This is a genomic window from Corynebacterium sp. EPI-003-04-2554_SCH2473622, from assembly GCF_001665955.1.
Lineage (GTDB): Bacteria > Actinomycetota > Actinomycetes > Mycobacteriales > Mycobacteriaceae > Corynebacterium > Corynebacterium pseudodiphtheriticum.
Map to the genome: position 1 here is coordinate 21,621 of NZ_LZMN01000035.1, position 13,715 is coordinate 35,335.

At 51.3% G+C, this 13,715-nt stretch carries 14 protein-coding genes; 12 read left to right on the forward strand and 2 right to left on the reverse strand.

The features are described from left to right. Positions 1 to 219: 219 nt before the first annotated feature. From A5774_RS02720 to A5774_RS02775, 12 genes are all read left to right on the forward strand, one after another. Positions 220 to 1,236: a TerC family protein gene (locus A5774_RS02720; protein WP_027017882.1), complete on the forward strand. Its 1,017-nt coding sequence runs from the start codon at positions 220 to 222 to the stop codon at positions 1,234 to 1,236. 36 nt (positions 1,237 to 1,272) lie between these two features. Next, positions 1,273 to 1,833, forward strand: coding sequence for a CDP-diacylglycerol--glycerol-3-phosphate 3-phosphatidyltransferase (gene pgsA, locus A5774_RS02725; RefSeq protein WP_023019345.1), 561 nt, complete (start codon positions 1,273 to 1,275; stop codon positions 1,831 to 1,833). A gap of 1 nt (position 1,834) precedes the next feature. Then, positions 1,835 to 2,335: a CinA family protein gene (locus A5774_RS02730; RefSeq protein WP_161970020.1), complete on the forward strand. Its 501-nt coding sequence runs from the start codon at positions 1,835 to 1,837 to the stop codon at positions 2,333 to 2,335. 172 nt (positions 2,336 to 2,507) lie between these two features. Continuing rightward, positions 2,508 to 2,882: a helix-turn-helix domain-containing protein gene (locus A5774_RS02735; RefSeq protein WP_027017884.1), complete on the forward strand. Its 375-nt coding sequence runs from the start codon at positions 2,508 to 2,510 to the stop codon at positions 2,880 to 2,882. 109 nt (positions 2,883 to 2,991) lie between these two features. Then, complete coding sequence (locus tag A5774_RS02740) at positions 2,992 to 3,867, forward strand: PspA/IM30 family protein (RefSeq protein ID WP_027017885.1); 876 nt, start codon at positions 2,992 to 2,994, stop codon at positions 3,865 to 3,867. Positions 3,868 to 3,912: 45 nt separating this feature from the next. Further along, positions 3,913 to 4,128: a DUF3046 domain-containing protein gene (locus A5774_RS02745; RefSeq protein WP_021352635.1), complete on the forward strand. Its 216-nt coding sequence runs from the start codon at positions 3,913 to 3,915 to the stop codon at positions 4,126 to 4,128. Between the two features lie 208 nt (positions 4,129 to 4,336). Next, positions 4,337 to 5,488 carry a recombinase RecA gene (recA, locus tag A5774_RS02750; RefSeq protein ID WP_023019349.1) on the forward strand — a complete coding sequence of 384 codons (1,152 nt, stop codon included), beginning with the start codon at positions 4,337 to 4,339 and terminating at the stop codon, positions 5,486 to 5,488. Then, positions 5,472 to 6,119 carry a regulatory protein RecX gene (locus A5774_RS02755; RefSeq protein ID WP_051619293.1) on the forward strand — a complete coding sequence of 216 codons (648 nt, stop codon included), beginning with the start codon at positions 5,472 to 5,474 and terminating at the stop codon, positions 6,117 to 6,119. Before recA ends, A5774_RS02755 begins: the two co-directional genes overlap by 17 nt. Positions 6,120 to 6,390: 271 nt before the next feature. After that, on the forward strand, positions 6,391 to 7,446 hold the full coding sequence (locus tag A5774_RS02760) for a glycine betaine/L-proline ABC transporter ATP-binding protein (protein ID WP_027017887.1): 1,056 nt from the start codon (positions 6,391 to 6,393) through the stop codon (positions 7,444 to 7,446). Beyond that, positions 7,446 to 8,384: a proline/glycine betaine ABC transporter permease gene (locus A5774_RS02765; protein ID WP_064833247.1), complete on the forward strand. Its 939-nt coding sequence runs from the start codon at positions 7,446 to 7,448 to the stop codon at positions 8,382 to 8,384. The genes A5774_RS02760 and A5774_RS02765 overlap by 1 nt, the downstream gene beginning before the upstream one ends. A gap of 289 nt (positions 8,385 to 8,673) precedes the next feature. Then, complete coding sequence (miaB, locus tag A5774_RS02770; RefSeq protein WP_027017888.1) at positions 8,674 to 10,212, forward strand: tRNA (N6-isopentenyl adenosine(37)-C2)-methylthiotransferase MiaB; 1,539 nt, start codon at positions 8,674 to 8,676, stop codon at positions 10,210 to 10,212. 23 nt (positions 10,213 to 10,235) lie between these two features. Beyond that, entirely contained in the window at positions 10,236 to 10,898 is a 663-nt protein-coding gene (locus tag A5774_RS02775) for a hypothetical protein (protein WP_035000603.1), read from the forward strand. Here A5774_RS02775 and A5774_RS02780 read toward each other — a convergent pair. Both A5774_RS02780 and A5774_RS02785 read right to left on the reverse strand, forming a co-directional pair. Continuing rightward, the gene (locus tag A5774_RS02780) at positions 10,895 to 12,142 is read right to left on the reverse strand and encodes a hypothetical protein (protein WP_082936076.1); all 1,248 of its coding nucleotides are present in this window, start codon (positions 12,140 to 12,142) and stop codon (positions 10,895 to 10,897) included. The two genes, A5774_RS02775 and A5774_RS02780, sit on opposite strands and share 4 nt — an antisense overlap. Positions 12,143 to 12,160: 18 nt before the next feature. After that, positions 12,161 to 13,525, reverse strand: coding sequence for a DUF349 domain-containing protein (locus tag A5774_RS02785; protein WP_064833249.1), 1,365 nt, complete (start codon positions 13,523 to 13,525; stop codon positions 12,161 to 12,163). Between the last annotated feature and the right edge of the window lie 190 nt (positions 13,526 to 13,715).

Genomic DNA, 13,715 nt, shown 5'->3' on the forward strand with positions numbered 1-13,715 from the left:
CATTGAATAACCACATCTTTGGTTCAGTGCGCTAGACTGTTGTGCAGTCCATGGAGGGGAGTATCCTCGACGCGACAGTAATCGTCAACACGGTACGAAGCCTTCTGTACCCGGTTCTGTCGGCCCAGTATGAGCGCATTGAGGCTCCTAAGAGCTCGTAATTATGCGGATACTGCGGTAGGAGAGACCTCTGGTCCATCTACATGCTGACCGGAGGTCATGGTGGGAGTACCACTTTTTATTTGGTTGATTACGATCGCTGTCATCGCAGGGTTCTTCATTTTCGATTTCTATAGTCACGTGCGCACGCCACACGCGCCGACACTAAAAGAAGCTGGCTTTTGGTCGGCGTTTTATATTGGTCTGGCTCTTCTTTTCGGTGCGGTCGTGTGGTTTGGCTGGGATGCTGAGCATGGAATCGAGTACCTTACGGGCTATGTGACTGAGAAAGCCTTGTCAATCGATAATCTCTTTGTCTTTGCATTGATTATCGGAGCTTTCCAAGTGCCTCGTAAGTATCAACAAAAAGTATTGTTGATCGGCATTGTTTTGGCTCTCGTTTTTCGCTTGATATTCATTCTGGCTGGTTCTGCCTTGATCTCTGCATGGTCCGATATCTTCTATATATTCGCGATCTTTTTGCTGTATATCGCGATTAAACTTGTCGTTGATGAGTTTCGGGATAAGCCAGAAACCCATCCGAATGACATGTTTATCATCAAAGCAATACGCAAGATTATGCCAGTGACAAAGGACTATCACGGGGATAAATTGGTCGTTCGTAAGTCCGGAAAAACCGCTGTCACACCGCTTCTGGTAGCACTGTTGGCAATTGGGTTTATCGACGTCATGTTTGCTTTTGATTCAATTCCGGCAATTTACGGTATTACGACCGAGGCTTACCTGGTGTTTGCTGCAAATGCCTTTTCGTTGATGGGACTGCGTCAGCTGTATTTCCTTCTCGACGGGTTGCTAGATCGCTTGATCTATCTGGCGTACGGATTAGGCGTGATCCTAGGATTTATTGGCATCAAACTTCTGCTGCATGCACTGCATGAAAACAACCTGCCTTTTATTAACGGTGGCGAGAATCTTGCAGTGCCAGAAGTATCCACGGTCGGTTCGCTAGTGTTCATTGTTGCGACATTGGTTGTGACCGTTATTGCCTCGATCATTAAATCTCGTCGCGATGTAGCTCAAGGTGCCGTTGATACCCGCAAAGCCGCGGGGGTATGACCAGACGCGTAACGCTGAAGGGGTAAGGTTCTAGGTGTGAGTACCACATCTGCGAAGCCGTCTAACCTAAATCTCCCGAACGTTCTCACGAGTATGCGGATCGCTTTTATACCGGTCTTTGTATGGCTCGTCCTTGCAGGCGGGGGAACCGAAATCGCTTGGATGTGGGCTGCTTTCCTGGTTTTTGCGGCTCTTATGGTCACGGACAAACTCGATGGAGATATAGCCCGAGCGCGCGGGCTCGTGACGAACTTCGGCAAAATTGCAGACCCTATTGCCGATAAAGCACTCATGACGGCAGCCTTAGTCAGCTTGAATGTCATCGGCGAGTTGCCAGTTTGGATCACTGTTGTAATCCTCGTTCGCGAATTTGGCATAACAGTTTGGCGTTTTGCCTTGCTGCGTCAAGGAAAAGTGGTTCCTGCTAGCCAAGGAGGGAAGCTCAAGACGGCGCTCCAGTCTCTCGCAGTTGCCCTATATCTTTGTCCACTGCCAAGTTGGATGAATATTCCGACGTTGCTTGTAATGTTAGCCGCCGTTGCAGTTACTTTATGGACGGGATACGTCTATCTTCGGGATTCTCAACGGGAGAATTAGTGTGAGTGAAGCAGACGAAAACTTTATTAATGCTGGAACGGTGCTTGGGGTATTGGAATCACGGGGGCAGACTCTAGCTACCTGTGAGTCTTTGACTGCCGGTGCGCTGGCAGCACGGATAGCCGATATCCCGGGGGCTTCGGCAGTGTTACGAGGTGGGTTGGTGACTTATTCTGCGGATCTGAAAACTTCTTTAGCTAGAGTCGATGCCGACGTGATTGCACATTATGGTGTTGTCTCTGCAGAATGTGCGAGGGCAATGGCCGCCGGAGCCCGCATAGTTTGTGAGAGTGATTGGGCTGTGTCTCTGACTGGTGTGGCTGGGCCAGGGGCTGCGGACGGTCACGCTTCTGGTGATGTTTATGTTGCGGTAGCCGGCCCGAAGATGGGAAACGGCGAATCGGCTTTCTATCAATGGCCGGATGTCTCGCGTGCGCAGGTTCGTGGTAATGCTGTGGATGCTGCAATTCAGCTTTTATACGAGAAAATCACTTTGCACTAGAGCACCTTAAATTAACCATAGATTCTTGTTCCTTCGTGCTAGACAGCTCTCGAAAATGCTTTTGCTTAAACCGGTAAAGTCCGTCCTTCGCGTGAAAGGTCGTTGTATACTTGCCGAAGATCCCACATTTCGAGTGGGAACAAATAATGAACTCGAATCGTTGGAATTAGTGATGGCAACTCAATCAGTAGTACTCGATACTCCGATTATCACCGGAGAGCGCACTGCGTATCATGAACGTCTGGCGCAGCCGGAACCGTTATTGCGGCAAGCCTTAGGGCTCGCGCTGCGTGCTTTTCGCGCCGATAAAGGTGTCACGTTGCGTGAACTTGCGAAAGCGGCTCGGGTTTCGCCGGGCTATATTTCCGAGCTAGAGCGCGGACGCAAGGAAGTCTCGTCGGAACTATTAGCATCTGTCTGTCACGCGTTGAATGCAACTGTTGCTGACGTGCTCATCGAAGCTGCTGGAAATATGGCAATGACTTCGGTAGACCAAGAACTGGCGAAAGCTTCCCCGGCTGCAGCAGAACCAGTCTCGGAGCTGTAGAATTCGCGCAGTTCGTCGGTCCATTGATTCCGTTGATTTGTGGTTCTATAGGGACTGCGAGACCTACTTATTGACCTCGATACGCACATAGGAAGGCGTTTGATTAAGCATGGCTAATCCTTTCAGTAAAGCATGGAACTACTTCATGGCTCTGTTCGATTCCAAGATCGACGAACATGCGGATCCGAAAGTTCAGATCGAGCAGGCGATTAGCGACGCAAAACGCCAGCACCACGAATTATCGCAGCAGGCAGCTGCTGTTATTGGTAACCAGCGGCAATTAGAAATGCAGTTGAACCGCCGCCTTAATGAGGTCGAAAAACTTCAGTCCAATACTAAACAGGCTCTTGAACTGTCAGATAAGGCTCGCCGCGAGGGCGATGAGCGCAAGGCAGTTGAATACGAAAATGCTGCTGAAGCTTTTGCTGCACAACTGGTGACTGCAGAACAATCCGTGGAAGAGACTAAGCAGCTACACGATCAGGCGCTAAAACAGGCGGATCAAGCCAAGCAGGCAGTTGAACGGAACAACATGCAACTGCAAGAAAAGTTCCAGCAACGGTCGAAGTTGTTGAGCCAGCTGGAACAGGCCAAGATGCAGGAGAAGGTTTCGGAGTCGTTGAACTCCATGAACAATCTCACCAATGATTCTTCTCCTTCACTCGATAGTGTGCGCGACAAGATTGAGCAACGTTATTCTCGTGCTCTCGGTCAAGCTGAGTTGTCCGAGAATTCAGTTCAGAATCGCATGCACGAGGTCAAGCAGGCCGGTATCCAGATGGCAGGGCATTCGCGACTCGAGCAGATTCGTGCGGAGATGGCTGGCTCGAACTCTGCGCAACAATCCGTCACGCAAGGGCAATCTACTGCCCCGAAACAAGTGGAATCTGGACAGCAAGCCAGCTCCCAGACGCAGCAGAATTCACAGCCACAGGTTTCACAAGATGAGATTGCGAAACGTATGCGTGAGCTCCGTGGCGAATAAGTCACATCAGCACCAATAAGATGTCGATTTTAAGGCGGTGACGTTATGCGGTTAACCGAATTCAGTCGCCTGCTCAATGATGAGTTTGGCGAAACTCAGGCGAAATGGATAGCGCATTCACATGTGTTAACAGGCCGTGAAGCTACTGCCGACGAACTCATCGACGCGGGATGTGATCCGGCAGAAATTTGGGATGGAATCATGCATGATTTTCGTATTCCAGAAGAACGTCGCCTAGGTAAAGATAATCCCGGCTGGTAAGGGTCCTGCTACCGCATGAATCCCGCGTCGCCAGGTGCAAAACCGGTTAGCTGGGGCAGGATGATCCGTGGAACCAAAAGTAAGCGGACGCAGTCTAATTGATATGCAGTACAGGAAAATGACGATCGCGGTTGCATGACAGTACATGCCGACGCGGTTAATTGATGTGATTAGGTACTCTCCATGAGTCCTAGTGAAAGTAGAGGAAATGGCAACAAAGAAAAAAACTAATAGCAAGAAATCCGATAACGCCGGGGCAGACCGCCAGAAGGCCTTAGATGCCGCGATGGCGATGATCGAGAAGGACTACGGCAAGGGGGCGGTTATGCGTTTGGGTGACGATGACCGTCCTCCAATCCAGGCGATCTCATCCGGTAATACCGCAATCGACGTCGCATTGGGGATTGGAGGATTCCCGCGTGGTCGAGTCGTGGAAATCTATGGCCCAGAATCGTCGGGTAAAACGACTGTAACTTTGCATGCGATTGCAGAAGCTCAGAAGGCAGGCGGTATTGCGGCGTTCATCGATGCTGAGCACGCGCTCGATCCGGAATACGCTCGACTCTTAGGCGTCGACACCGATAACTTACTGGTCTCGCAACCAGATACTGGAGAGCAAGCATTAGAAATTGCGGATATGTTGATTCGTTCCGGCGCAATCGACATCATCGTGGTGGACTCGGTTGCCGCCTTGACACCAAAGGCCGAGATCGAAGGCGAGATGGGAGATTCGCACGTCGGACTGCAAGCGCGCTTGATGTCGCAGGCATTGCGGAAGATGACTGGCGCTTTGTACAACTCTGGTACCACCGCGATCTTCATTAACCAGCTGCGCGAGAAAATTGGTGTGATGTTTGGCTCACCAGAAACCACCACTGGTGGCAAAGCTTTGAAGTTCTATTCTTCAGTTCGTTGCGATATTCGTCGAATCCAAACTCTAAAAGACGGCCAAGATGCGATCGGCAACCGGACAAAAATCAAGATTGTCAAAAACAAAGTTTCGCCACCGTTTAAGGTCGCTGAATTTGACATCATGTATGGTGAAGGTATCTCACGCGAGTCTTCGATCATTGATCTGGCCGTAGAAAACAATATCGTGAAAAAATCTGGTTCCTGGTTCACCTACGAAGGGGAGCAGCTTGGCCAAGGAAAAGAAAAAGTCCGTCAGTTCCTGAAATCGAACCCTGATTTGAGTGATGAACTAGAGCAAAAGATTTTCCAGAAGCTTGGAATTGGTAAATACGCAGCCAAGAATAATAAGGATGCCGAAAACTTCGATGTTCCAGGATCAGATACACCATTGAGCGATAACGCAGACGTTAATGACGGTGCGCCAGATTTCGATGACTCCGAAGAGTAACCAGCCTGCGCATCAATCTCGTGGCGATTCGCAGCCGAGTGCACGAAAAATTACGCAGTTGCGGGATGCCATTGCCGCACACACCGCCAAAAACTCGGATGGTTCGGCTTTCATCGATCGCGAGCTAGAAGAAGCAAAAACACCGGTGCGCAAGAAGGCCCTCGGCCTACTCAATTACCGTGCACGCTCCACGCAGGAGCTGCGCGGTAAACTTCTCGATGCAGAATTCGAAGCAGAGGTTATCGACGAAGTCATCGCTGATTTAGAACATTCTGAATTATTGAATGACGAGAAATTTGCACACGAGTGGGTCCATCAGCGACACCAGCGACGTGGGAAGACACGGTTGGTGCTCGACCATGAATTGGCGGACAAGGGCATCGCCCCGGGGATCAGGGCGCAGGCACTAGAACAAATCGATGACGACGACGAGGCCGCGCTCGCAGAAACCTTGGCAAGGAAAAAAGCCAAGAAGGTAAAGCGAATGGAAGATCGTGCAGATTATGACAAAGAGCTGCGGAAAATTGTCGGGGTTCTTGCGCGGCGAGGTTTTGGCCAGGGGATGGCACTCGGCATTGCACGACAAGCTCTCGACAAGCGATGTGATGAGTTAGGAACCGAAGTTCGCTAGGGTTTGGCCCAGACCGGCAGCAAATCACGATGAGAATGTAGAGTTCTCAGTCGATGTTTTAAACCGCATATATGTAGCAGGTTAGCTATATTACGGAGAAGGCGCCGAGAATCTACTGGACCTGGGTAGCGGCGAAACTGAGATGTTCATAGCAACCTGTTACTTTGACGGTGAAACTGACGAAGAAGAAAAACTTGCGGCTCGGAACATGCTCTCGTGCACGGGTATTAGTCCGTGTATATATGGTTTTCAAAATTAGAGGAGAGCATTCATGTCCGGAATAATTGCCAACGGACTGTATAAAATTTTTGGGAAAGATCCTGTTCGGGGGGTGCAAGCACTGAGAACTGGGACCACTCGTACAGAGCTGCGTGACCAAGGTTTGACAGCTGCAGTCATCGACGCAAGCTTCGAGGTGGTTCCTGGAGAAGTGTTCGTCGTCATGGGGCTATCCGGAAGTGGAAAATCAACCTTGCTGCGCATGGTCAATGGACTGCATCCCGCGACAGCCGGGGAGCTGAGCTTAGGTGGTCGTCTCATCACCGAGATGTCAGAAGCTGAGCTGCGTTCAGTGCGTAGAGACAATATCTCCATGGTATTTCAAAACTTTGCGCTATTACCGCACCGAAGTGTAGGAGAAAATGCCGCTTATGGCTTAGAAATCAAAGGTGTAGGCAAAACTGAGCGCGAAGAAAAAGCAACCAAAGCCCTACAACTGGTGGGGCTTGACGGCTGGTCGCATTATCGCCCGGATGAGCTCTCAGGTGGTATGAAACAACGCGTCGGCCTCGCCCGTGCTCTTGCTAACGACGCCGAGATCCTTCTGATGGATGAAGCGTTTTCTGCTTTGGATCCGTTGATCCGGAAAGAAATGCAAGATTACCTGCTAAATCTCCAAGCAGAGCTAGGAAAAACTGTGGTATTTATTACTCACGACCTGAATGAAGCCATGCGTGTGGGAGACCGAATCGCAGTCATGCGAGATGGTCGTATTGAACAGATTGGTACTGCCGGTGAGATTTTGCGCAAACCCGCAAATAGCTACGTAGCTCAGTTTATTCAGGATATTGACCGTGCTCGCGTGCTAGTGGCCGGAGATATCTGCACACAAGCGGAATCGCAGCAATTTGTTAGCGCAGCGCTTAGCAGTGAGCTCATCGTGAACTCACGGACTCCAATCGCGCATTTATTTACGCATTCTGCTCGCAATGATGCCCCGCTCGTGGTCAAGAACGACATCGGTGAGATCGAAGGCATTATTACTCGAGAACGTTTGCTTGCTGCTGCGGCGAACGATACTAACCTTCTCGAAGAAAGCGGACGCTAATGGCATTGAGCGAAGAAATTATCCCGCGCATCCCTCTCGGCACCTGGGGCGATAATGCGCTCATGTGGCTGAGGGAGAATGCCTCAGTGATCTTTGATGTTTTTTCTGAGATCACAAAATTTCTGGTCGAAGCTCTCGCGGATGGGTTAAAAGCAATACCAGCAATCCTGTTGTTGGCCATTTTTGCTTGCGCAGGTTGGGGACTGCGGTCATGGCGGCTAGCGCTTAACGCGTGTATGAGCTTCTTGTTAGTGATGGGGCTACGGCAGTGGGAACAAATGCTCGACACTATGGCGATGGTGATAATCGCGACGCTGGTCGCAGTGGTCATTGCGCTCCCTGTCGGGATCTGGGCGGCAAAAAATGATCGGGTTTCGGCAGTGGTACGCCCTATCTTGGATTTTATGCAGACAATGCCGGCTTTTGTCTATCTGTTGCCTGCAGTGATGTTCTTTTCTATCGGTGTGGTTCCGGGAACCTTTTCGACGATCATCTTTGCTCTGGCCCCGGGGGTACGTATGACTGAACTGGGGATTCGCCATGTTGACCCCGAGGTCGTGGAAGCGGGACGTGCCTATGGTGCTACTGATCGACAAATTTTGCGCGGAATCGAACTTCCCATGGCGATGCCGTCGATTATGGCGGGGATAAACCAAATAATCATGCTTTCGCTGTCGATGGCGGTTATTGCAGGCATGGTGGGTGCCGACGGTCTTGGTAAAGAAGTCGTTGCAGCGATCTCGACGCTTAATCTCGGCCAAGGTTTGGAAGCAGGTCTTGCTGTGGTGATTTTGGCTGTATTCTTAGATCGGCTAACAGCGGCCTTAGGTAATTCTGGTGATTATCCATCGTCATTATTAGCACGGTGGCGGAAAGCTCGGCGACAGCGACAGAAAGGAAGAGTGGAACAAGGTCTGGTCGAGAACGCAAAACCGTAGTTCACCAATTTCGGTTGCTGCAGGGAACGGACACGATGAAACTGAGGCACCAACCTAGATCCCTATATGGTGGCATGTCGGCGCAAGAGATGGCTGGTAGCGTGCTGTTATGAACTCGCGCTGCCAGTAACTACAATGAACTCCCGTGAGCATGCGCAATGAATATAGGGAAAATAACACTGAAATGTGGCAACCGTCCGTTGACGTGGCTGAGCCGGCGAAGACCGAAAAAGTCTGTCACGGGGCTGCCAAAGAGAATTGCGCAGATGTAGCTGAAAATTTAGCAGACATAAAAACAGAACAATCGGAAACGAGCCCTCGGACGTACGAGGTTCGTACTTTTGGCTGTCAAATGAATGTACATGATTCTGAACGCCTAGCCGGATTGCTGGAAGATGCTGGATATGTTTCGGCAGCAGAGTACCGTTCGGATAAGAGCACTGATTCGGAATCCAAAAACTCTGGCCCAGTCGAGCCGGATCTTATTGTTTTTAACACCTGCGCAGTGCGTGAAAACGCTGATCAACGCTTATACGGTACCCTTGGTAACCTAAAGAAAACCAAGCAAAACCACCCAGGAATGCAGATTGCTGTTGGCGGTTGCTTGGCGCAAAAAGACAAAGATGCAGTTTTAGACAATGCACCCTGGGTGGATGCTGTGTTCGGCACTCATAACATGGGGTCGCTGCCTGCCTTGTTAGAGCGTGCGCGGCATAATGAACAAGCTCAGGTCGAAATTGTTGATGCTTTAGAAGATTTTCCTTCAGTCTTACCGGCAAAACGCGAATCTGCGTATTCTGGGTGGGTCTCCATTTCGGTTGGATGCAATAACACCTGTACTTTTTGCATCGTACCGTCCTTGCGCGGTAAAGAAATCGACCGTCGGCCAGGAGATATCCTCGCCGAAGTTGAGGCGCTGGTACAGCAGGGGGTGAGTGAAGTTACCCTTTTGGGACAGAATGTCAATGCTTATGGCGTCAACTTTGTTGATCCTGAACTCAAACGCGATCGCAGTGCGTTTTCTAAGCTGCTCGCAGCGTGCGCTCAGATCGAGGGGCTCGATCGTTTGCGCTTTACTAGCCCACACCCTGCAGAATTCACCAGTGATGTTATCGACGTAATGGCCGAATACCCGGTCATCTGCCCGCAGTTGCATATGCCTTTGCAATCAGGATCTGACAAGGTCCTCAAAGACATGCGCCGGTCTTATCGCAGCAAGAAATTCATGAAGATTGTCGATGAGGCGCGCGAGAAGATTCCTGGTGCTGCGATCACCACTGATATCATTGTCGGTTTTCCCGGTGAGACTGAGGAAGATTTTCAGGCCACAATGGACATAGTTCGGCGTGCTCGGTTCTCGTCGGCCTTCACTTTCCAGTATTCGCCGCGTCCTGGTACACCGGCAGCAGAGATGGAAGCTCAGGTGCCTAAAGAAGTCGTGCAAGATCGCTTCGAGCGGTTGGTTGCTTTGCAAGATGAGATCATGTTGGAAGACAATCGTGCGTTGGTAGGGACTGAGGTTGAGTTACTTGTCCAAGCAAGCGGAGGACGTAAAAATGAGAAAACCAACCGGTTATCTGGGCGTGCCCGCGACGGCCGTTTGGTGCACTTTTCTCCACGCGGAGACTTAGACGGTGAGATCCGTCCAGGAGATGTCGTCACAACCACGATCACTGCCGCAAAACCGTATTTCCTGATTGCTGATGGTGGAGTTAGCCAACATCGTCGAACTAAGGCCGGTGATATGTCGAGTGCAGGCAAGACCCCGAGCACCGCACCTGTTGGCGTAAGCCTGGGCTTGCCGACGGTGTCGACTCGCAGCAATTAACGCTGTCTAATAGCATCGAAAATATGACTACTTGGCCATCACAACAACCAGCGAGATCAAATTCTCGACCGGACGCGGAAAAATCTGCGGCGGTAGAAAAACGAGCAGCGCGCACTATGACTTTGGGTAAAGCTGTCTACCCACTGGGAGGCGCAGTTTTCGCGTATGTGGGGTTCTTGATTCTCCCGTATGCTGGTAATACTCGCGGCTATGAAATGTTGTTCGGTAGCAGTGACATAACTACTGTGATTGAACAAGTCTGGGCAGTGTTGTTAACCATAGGTATTGGGCTTGCGAGCACCTCTGTGCTGCTCACCAAATTCGCGCCCGCTGGGTTGGTCGGTTGGATGTGCGTAGCGGTTGCCTTGCCGTATTCTTTGTTCTCGTTGTGGGTGCGTCATACGGGCCCACACGGTGGTGAGAACGCGCCGCATTCCATCGGCATGTATGTTGGCATTCTCGGCGCGGTGCTTGCGTTTGGCGCGTATTGTGCGGTTGCTTTGAAAAAGAATCCGGAACAACGAGCTGCAGCACGCATGCGTGCGGATTCGACCACGGTTGATGAGGTTACTCGGTTAAAGCGCGTCTCCGGTATGACGGTGCAGCATACAGATTATGATTCCAACCCATTGTTTGTTGACGACAGGCGTCGTCGGGCAGGTTCGCGTGCTAGCGAGAACGATTAGTTGGCATCGAGCGATTTTTCCCAGGTGGAGCTGCAACTGAATTCGGAGGCTCCCAGGGCGCGATAAATAGCGCGCATCTGGTCGGGCTGCTCAGGGACCGAACCATAAATGCGTTGCACACTTGGCCAGTGTGCACGCGCAGCAGCGATTGCGTGACGTTTGACCAACTTTGCTAGGCCCTGATTCCGATTTTCGCGTGCAGTGACCGTTAGAGTCCATTCCGCTACCGAGGGATCAGAGCCATAGTGTCGGGCAATTTCTGTGAGTGCACAGATCTTTCCTGTGTGCTTGTCGACGATTCCGACCAGCAGGGTAGTACCACCGCGTGCCCGCAAGCGCTTAGCGGCTTGGGCCATCCGACTTGGGGTCCAGTGGATTGGCTCTAGTTCCAAGCCTCCGTTAGGGACATCGACCGAAGCTATGGTCAATAATTCGCGTATTTGCGAAGAATATTTTTCCGTAATTGCGAAATCTAGCCACGTGACAATTTCGTAGTTTAGTTCTCTGCTGCTTAGTCCTGTGCTGCTTGGTCCTCTGCTGTTTCGGGTGTCTGTAACGGGTTTTTGTTCCTGTTTCTCGACTGGAATAAATGCTTGGACATGCCCTAAATGCTGTTGATAACCGGCGTGTGTGATCGCGAAGTAAAACGGATCGGCGCTTGGTGGGTGGTTTGCTGGATAATGCAGCGTGATCTGTGCGCGAGTGCGGCCGAACTGGATAGCGATATCTTCGGCATAAGCGAGTAAACATTTTGCTACTGCTGTCGCTTTTTTACTAGCGCGCTCACCTGGTAAAGGAAGAAGGTCCAGGTCAAGTACACACTCGATTTCGGCGATGGTGGTATCTTCCAGCAAGGGCAAAGTGAGGTGAATAAAACCTGCAAAATTAGGCTCTCTGCCGGGCCAAGCATGCCCGCGAATTCCGGATTGTTGCGGGGGCTCGGTAGAGCTAATAAGAGGATAGGACAATTCTGAGACTTCACCCAGGGGTGCGTTTTCGCAGAGAGCGAACAGATAGGTCGCCGATTCCGCCGAACCCGCTAATTGGGAGACAACTCGTTCAGGTGCTGTTGAAGCTGCAGGGTCCTTTGCGGCATCTTGGGCTGCAACGTTAGCAGCAAGCACAAAATCCCGAATCTCATCGCTGGGGATGAATTGGCTCTCAGGAAGATTTTGCGCTTGCGGCGTGAAATCCGAAGGTTCTTGCCGAGACTGGATGGGAGTGGAAAATTGCGCGAGCTGCATGAGAATCTAGAAATTCCTTTATTGTTCAGGATTCTCTAGGCTCTGTTCAGCCATTCGAGTCCATTCGCGCCATTGTTCGGCCTGGTGGCGCAAGTTTTCGGCTTTGGCTTGTTTCCCGGCCTTCTGCGCTGCATCGGCTTGCGCAGTGAAATCATCGACTTTTGCTTGAAATTGGGCAATACGGGCTTGTGCTTCGGGGTCTGTGCGCTTCCATTCCGCATCCTCTGCTTCCGCTACCCGAGCCTCTATAGCGGCGATCTTGTCTTCGTATGTACGAACCTGATTGCGCGGGACGAAGCCAATCGCGTCCCATTTCTCTTGCAATTCTCGGAGTTTTTCTCGGGCGCTGGAAATACCTTTCGACGGATCAATTAGCTCGTCGTAGTGGGCAAGCAACGCATCTTTTTGCTCTGCATTTTGAGCAAATTCTTCGTCTTTGGCTGCTTGTTCGGCATCTCGTGCGCTGAAGAAGTGATCCTGGGCAGCGCGGAATCGGGTCCATAAGGCATCGTCAGCACCCCGTGGCGCGCGCCCAGAGGCTTTCCATTCGCGCATGAGATCCCGATAAGCTCCAGCCGTACGTGACCAATCTGTGGAGTTTTGTAAAGCCTCGGCTTTTTCTACCAATAATTCTTTGCTTTTTTGTGCTTGCGCGCGTTGTTTATCTAGATCTGCGAAGTGTGCACCTCTTCGCCGGTGGAATGCGTCTCGAGCTCGGGAAAAACGTTTCCACAATTCGTCATCGGTGGCTCTGTCGAGGCCTTTAATGGACTTCCATTCTTCCAGAATCGCACGCAACCGGTTACCTGCTGCTTTCCACTCTGTGGAGTTGTCTGCAATTTCTTCGGCTTCGGTTGCCAAACGGTCTTTGGCAATTTTGGCCTCGGTTGCACGGTGCTGCTGATCACGCTTGGCTTGCTCGGCGGCATCGTCGCAGCGTTTACTAATCTCGGCGAGCCGCTCGTCCAGGGCGGGTAGATTACCGATGACTGCAGCATCGTGGAGGGTTTCGCGTTGTGATTGTGCTGAACGGGCGATTGCTGCAGCATCATGCGGATGCGCGCGTAGACGAGTTTCCAGCACCTCAGCTTGGGTGGCTAATTCGTCGAACTTAGCCCCGTAGTGTGCTAGCCCTTCGTCCTTGCTGCCAGCTTGCCAATAGCCGACTACGCGCTCACTTCCAGCAAGAACACTGGTGAGGTAGACGGTTCCATCCGTGGAGATATAGCCATGGTCCTCCGGATTAGAGGTAATCGGCGCAGATACTGGCACCGGTGTCGGTGTGGAGGCAGACATGGAGGATGAGCGTGCGGAAGCGTGTGGCCGAGGCCCCGGTTTAGGAATAGATGCGGGGGTTGGGTTAGGGGTGTGCTGCTGTGTCATCGCTAATTGTCCTCGAAGTTTCGTGAACTTAAACAAGCCGGTGCTGTCTAGGCGTTGTTTATGTGCGGTCTGGGTTGTTCTGGTCTGTTAGGGGGTAGCAAGTTAGTACTTCTAATTTACCTGCCATACGCCTTTCTTCGTCGTTTCATACAATATCGTTCTTTCCCAAGGTACAACCGTTAGGCTAGAT

Excerpts from the sequence above, each read along its gene's own strand:
- A5774_RS02720 (WP_027017882.1), top strand. The coding sequence starts at position 220 with ATGGTGGGAGTACCACTTTTTATTTGGTTGATTACGATCGCTGTCATC.
- A5774_RS02735 (WP_027017884.1), top strand. The coding sequence starts at position 2,508 with ATGGCAACTCAATCAGTAGTACTCGATACTCCGATTATCACCGGAGAG.
- A5774_RS02740 (WP_027017885.1), top strand. The coding sequence starts at position 2,992 with ATGGCTAATCCTTTCAGTAAAGCATGGAACTACTTCATGGCTCTGTTC.
- A5774_RS02745 (WP_021352635.1), top strand. The coding sequence starts at position 3,913 with ATGCGGTTAACCGAATTCAGTCGCCTGCTCAATGATGAGTTTGGCGAA.
- recA (WP_023019349.1), top strand. The coding sequence starts at position 4,337 with ATGGCAACAAAGAAAAAAACTAATAGCAAGAAATCCGATAACGCCGGG.
- A5774_RS02755 (WP_051619293.1), top strand. The coding sequence starts at position 5,472 with ATGACTCCGAAGAGTAACCAGCCTGCGCATCAATCTCGTGGCGATTCG.
- A5774_RS02760 (WP_027017887.1), top strand. The coding sequence starts at position 6,391 with ATGTCCGGAATAATTGCCAACGGACTGTATAAAATTTTTGGGAAAGAT.
- A5774_RS02765 (WP_064833247.1), top strand. The coding sequence starts at position 7,446 with ATGGCATTGAGCGAAGAAATTATCCCGCGCATCCCTCTCGGCACCTGG.
- A5774_RS02775 (WP_035000603.1), top strand. The coding sequence starts at position 10,236 with ATGACTACTTGGCCATCACAACAACCAGCGAGATCAAATTCTCGACCG.
- A5774_RS02780 (WP_082936076.1), bottom strand. The coding sequence starts at position 12,142 with ATGCAGCTCGCGCAATTTTCCACTCCCATCCAGTCTCGGCAAGAACCT.
- A5774_RS02785 (WP_064833249.1), bottom strand. The coding sequence starts at position 13,525 with ATGACACAGCAGCACACCCCTAACCCAACCCCCGCATCTATTCCTAAA.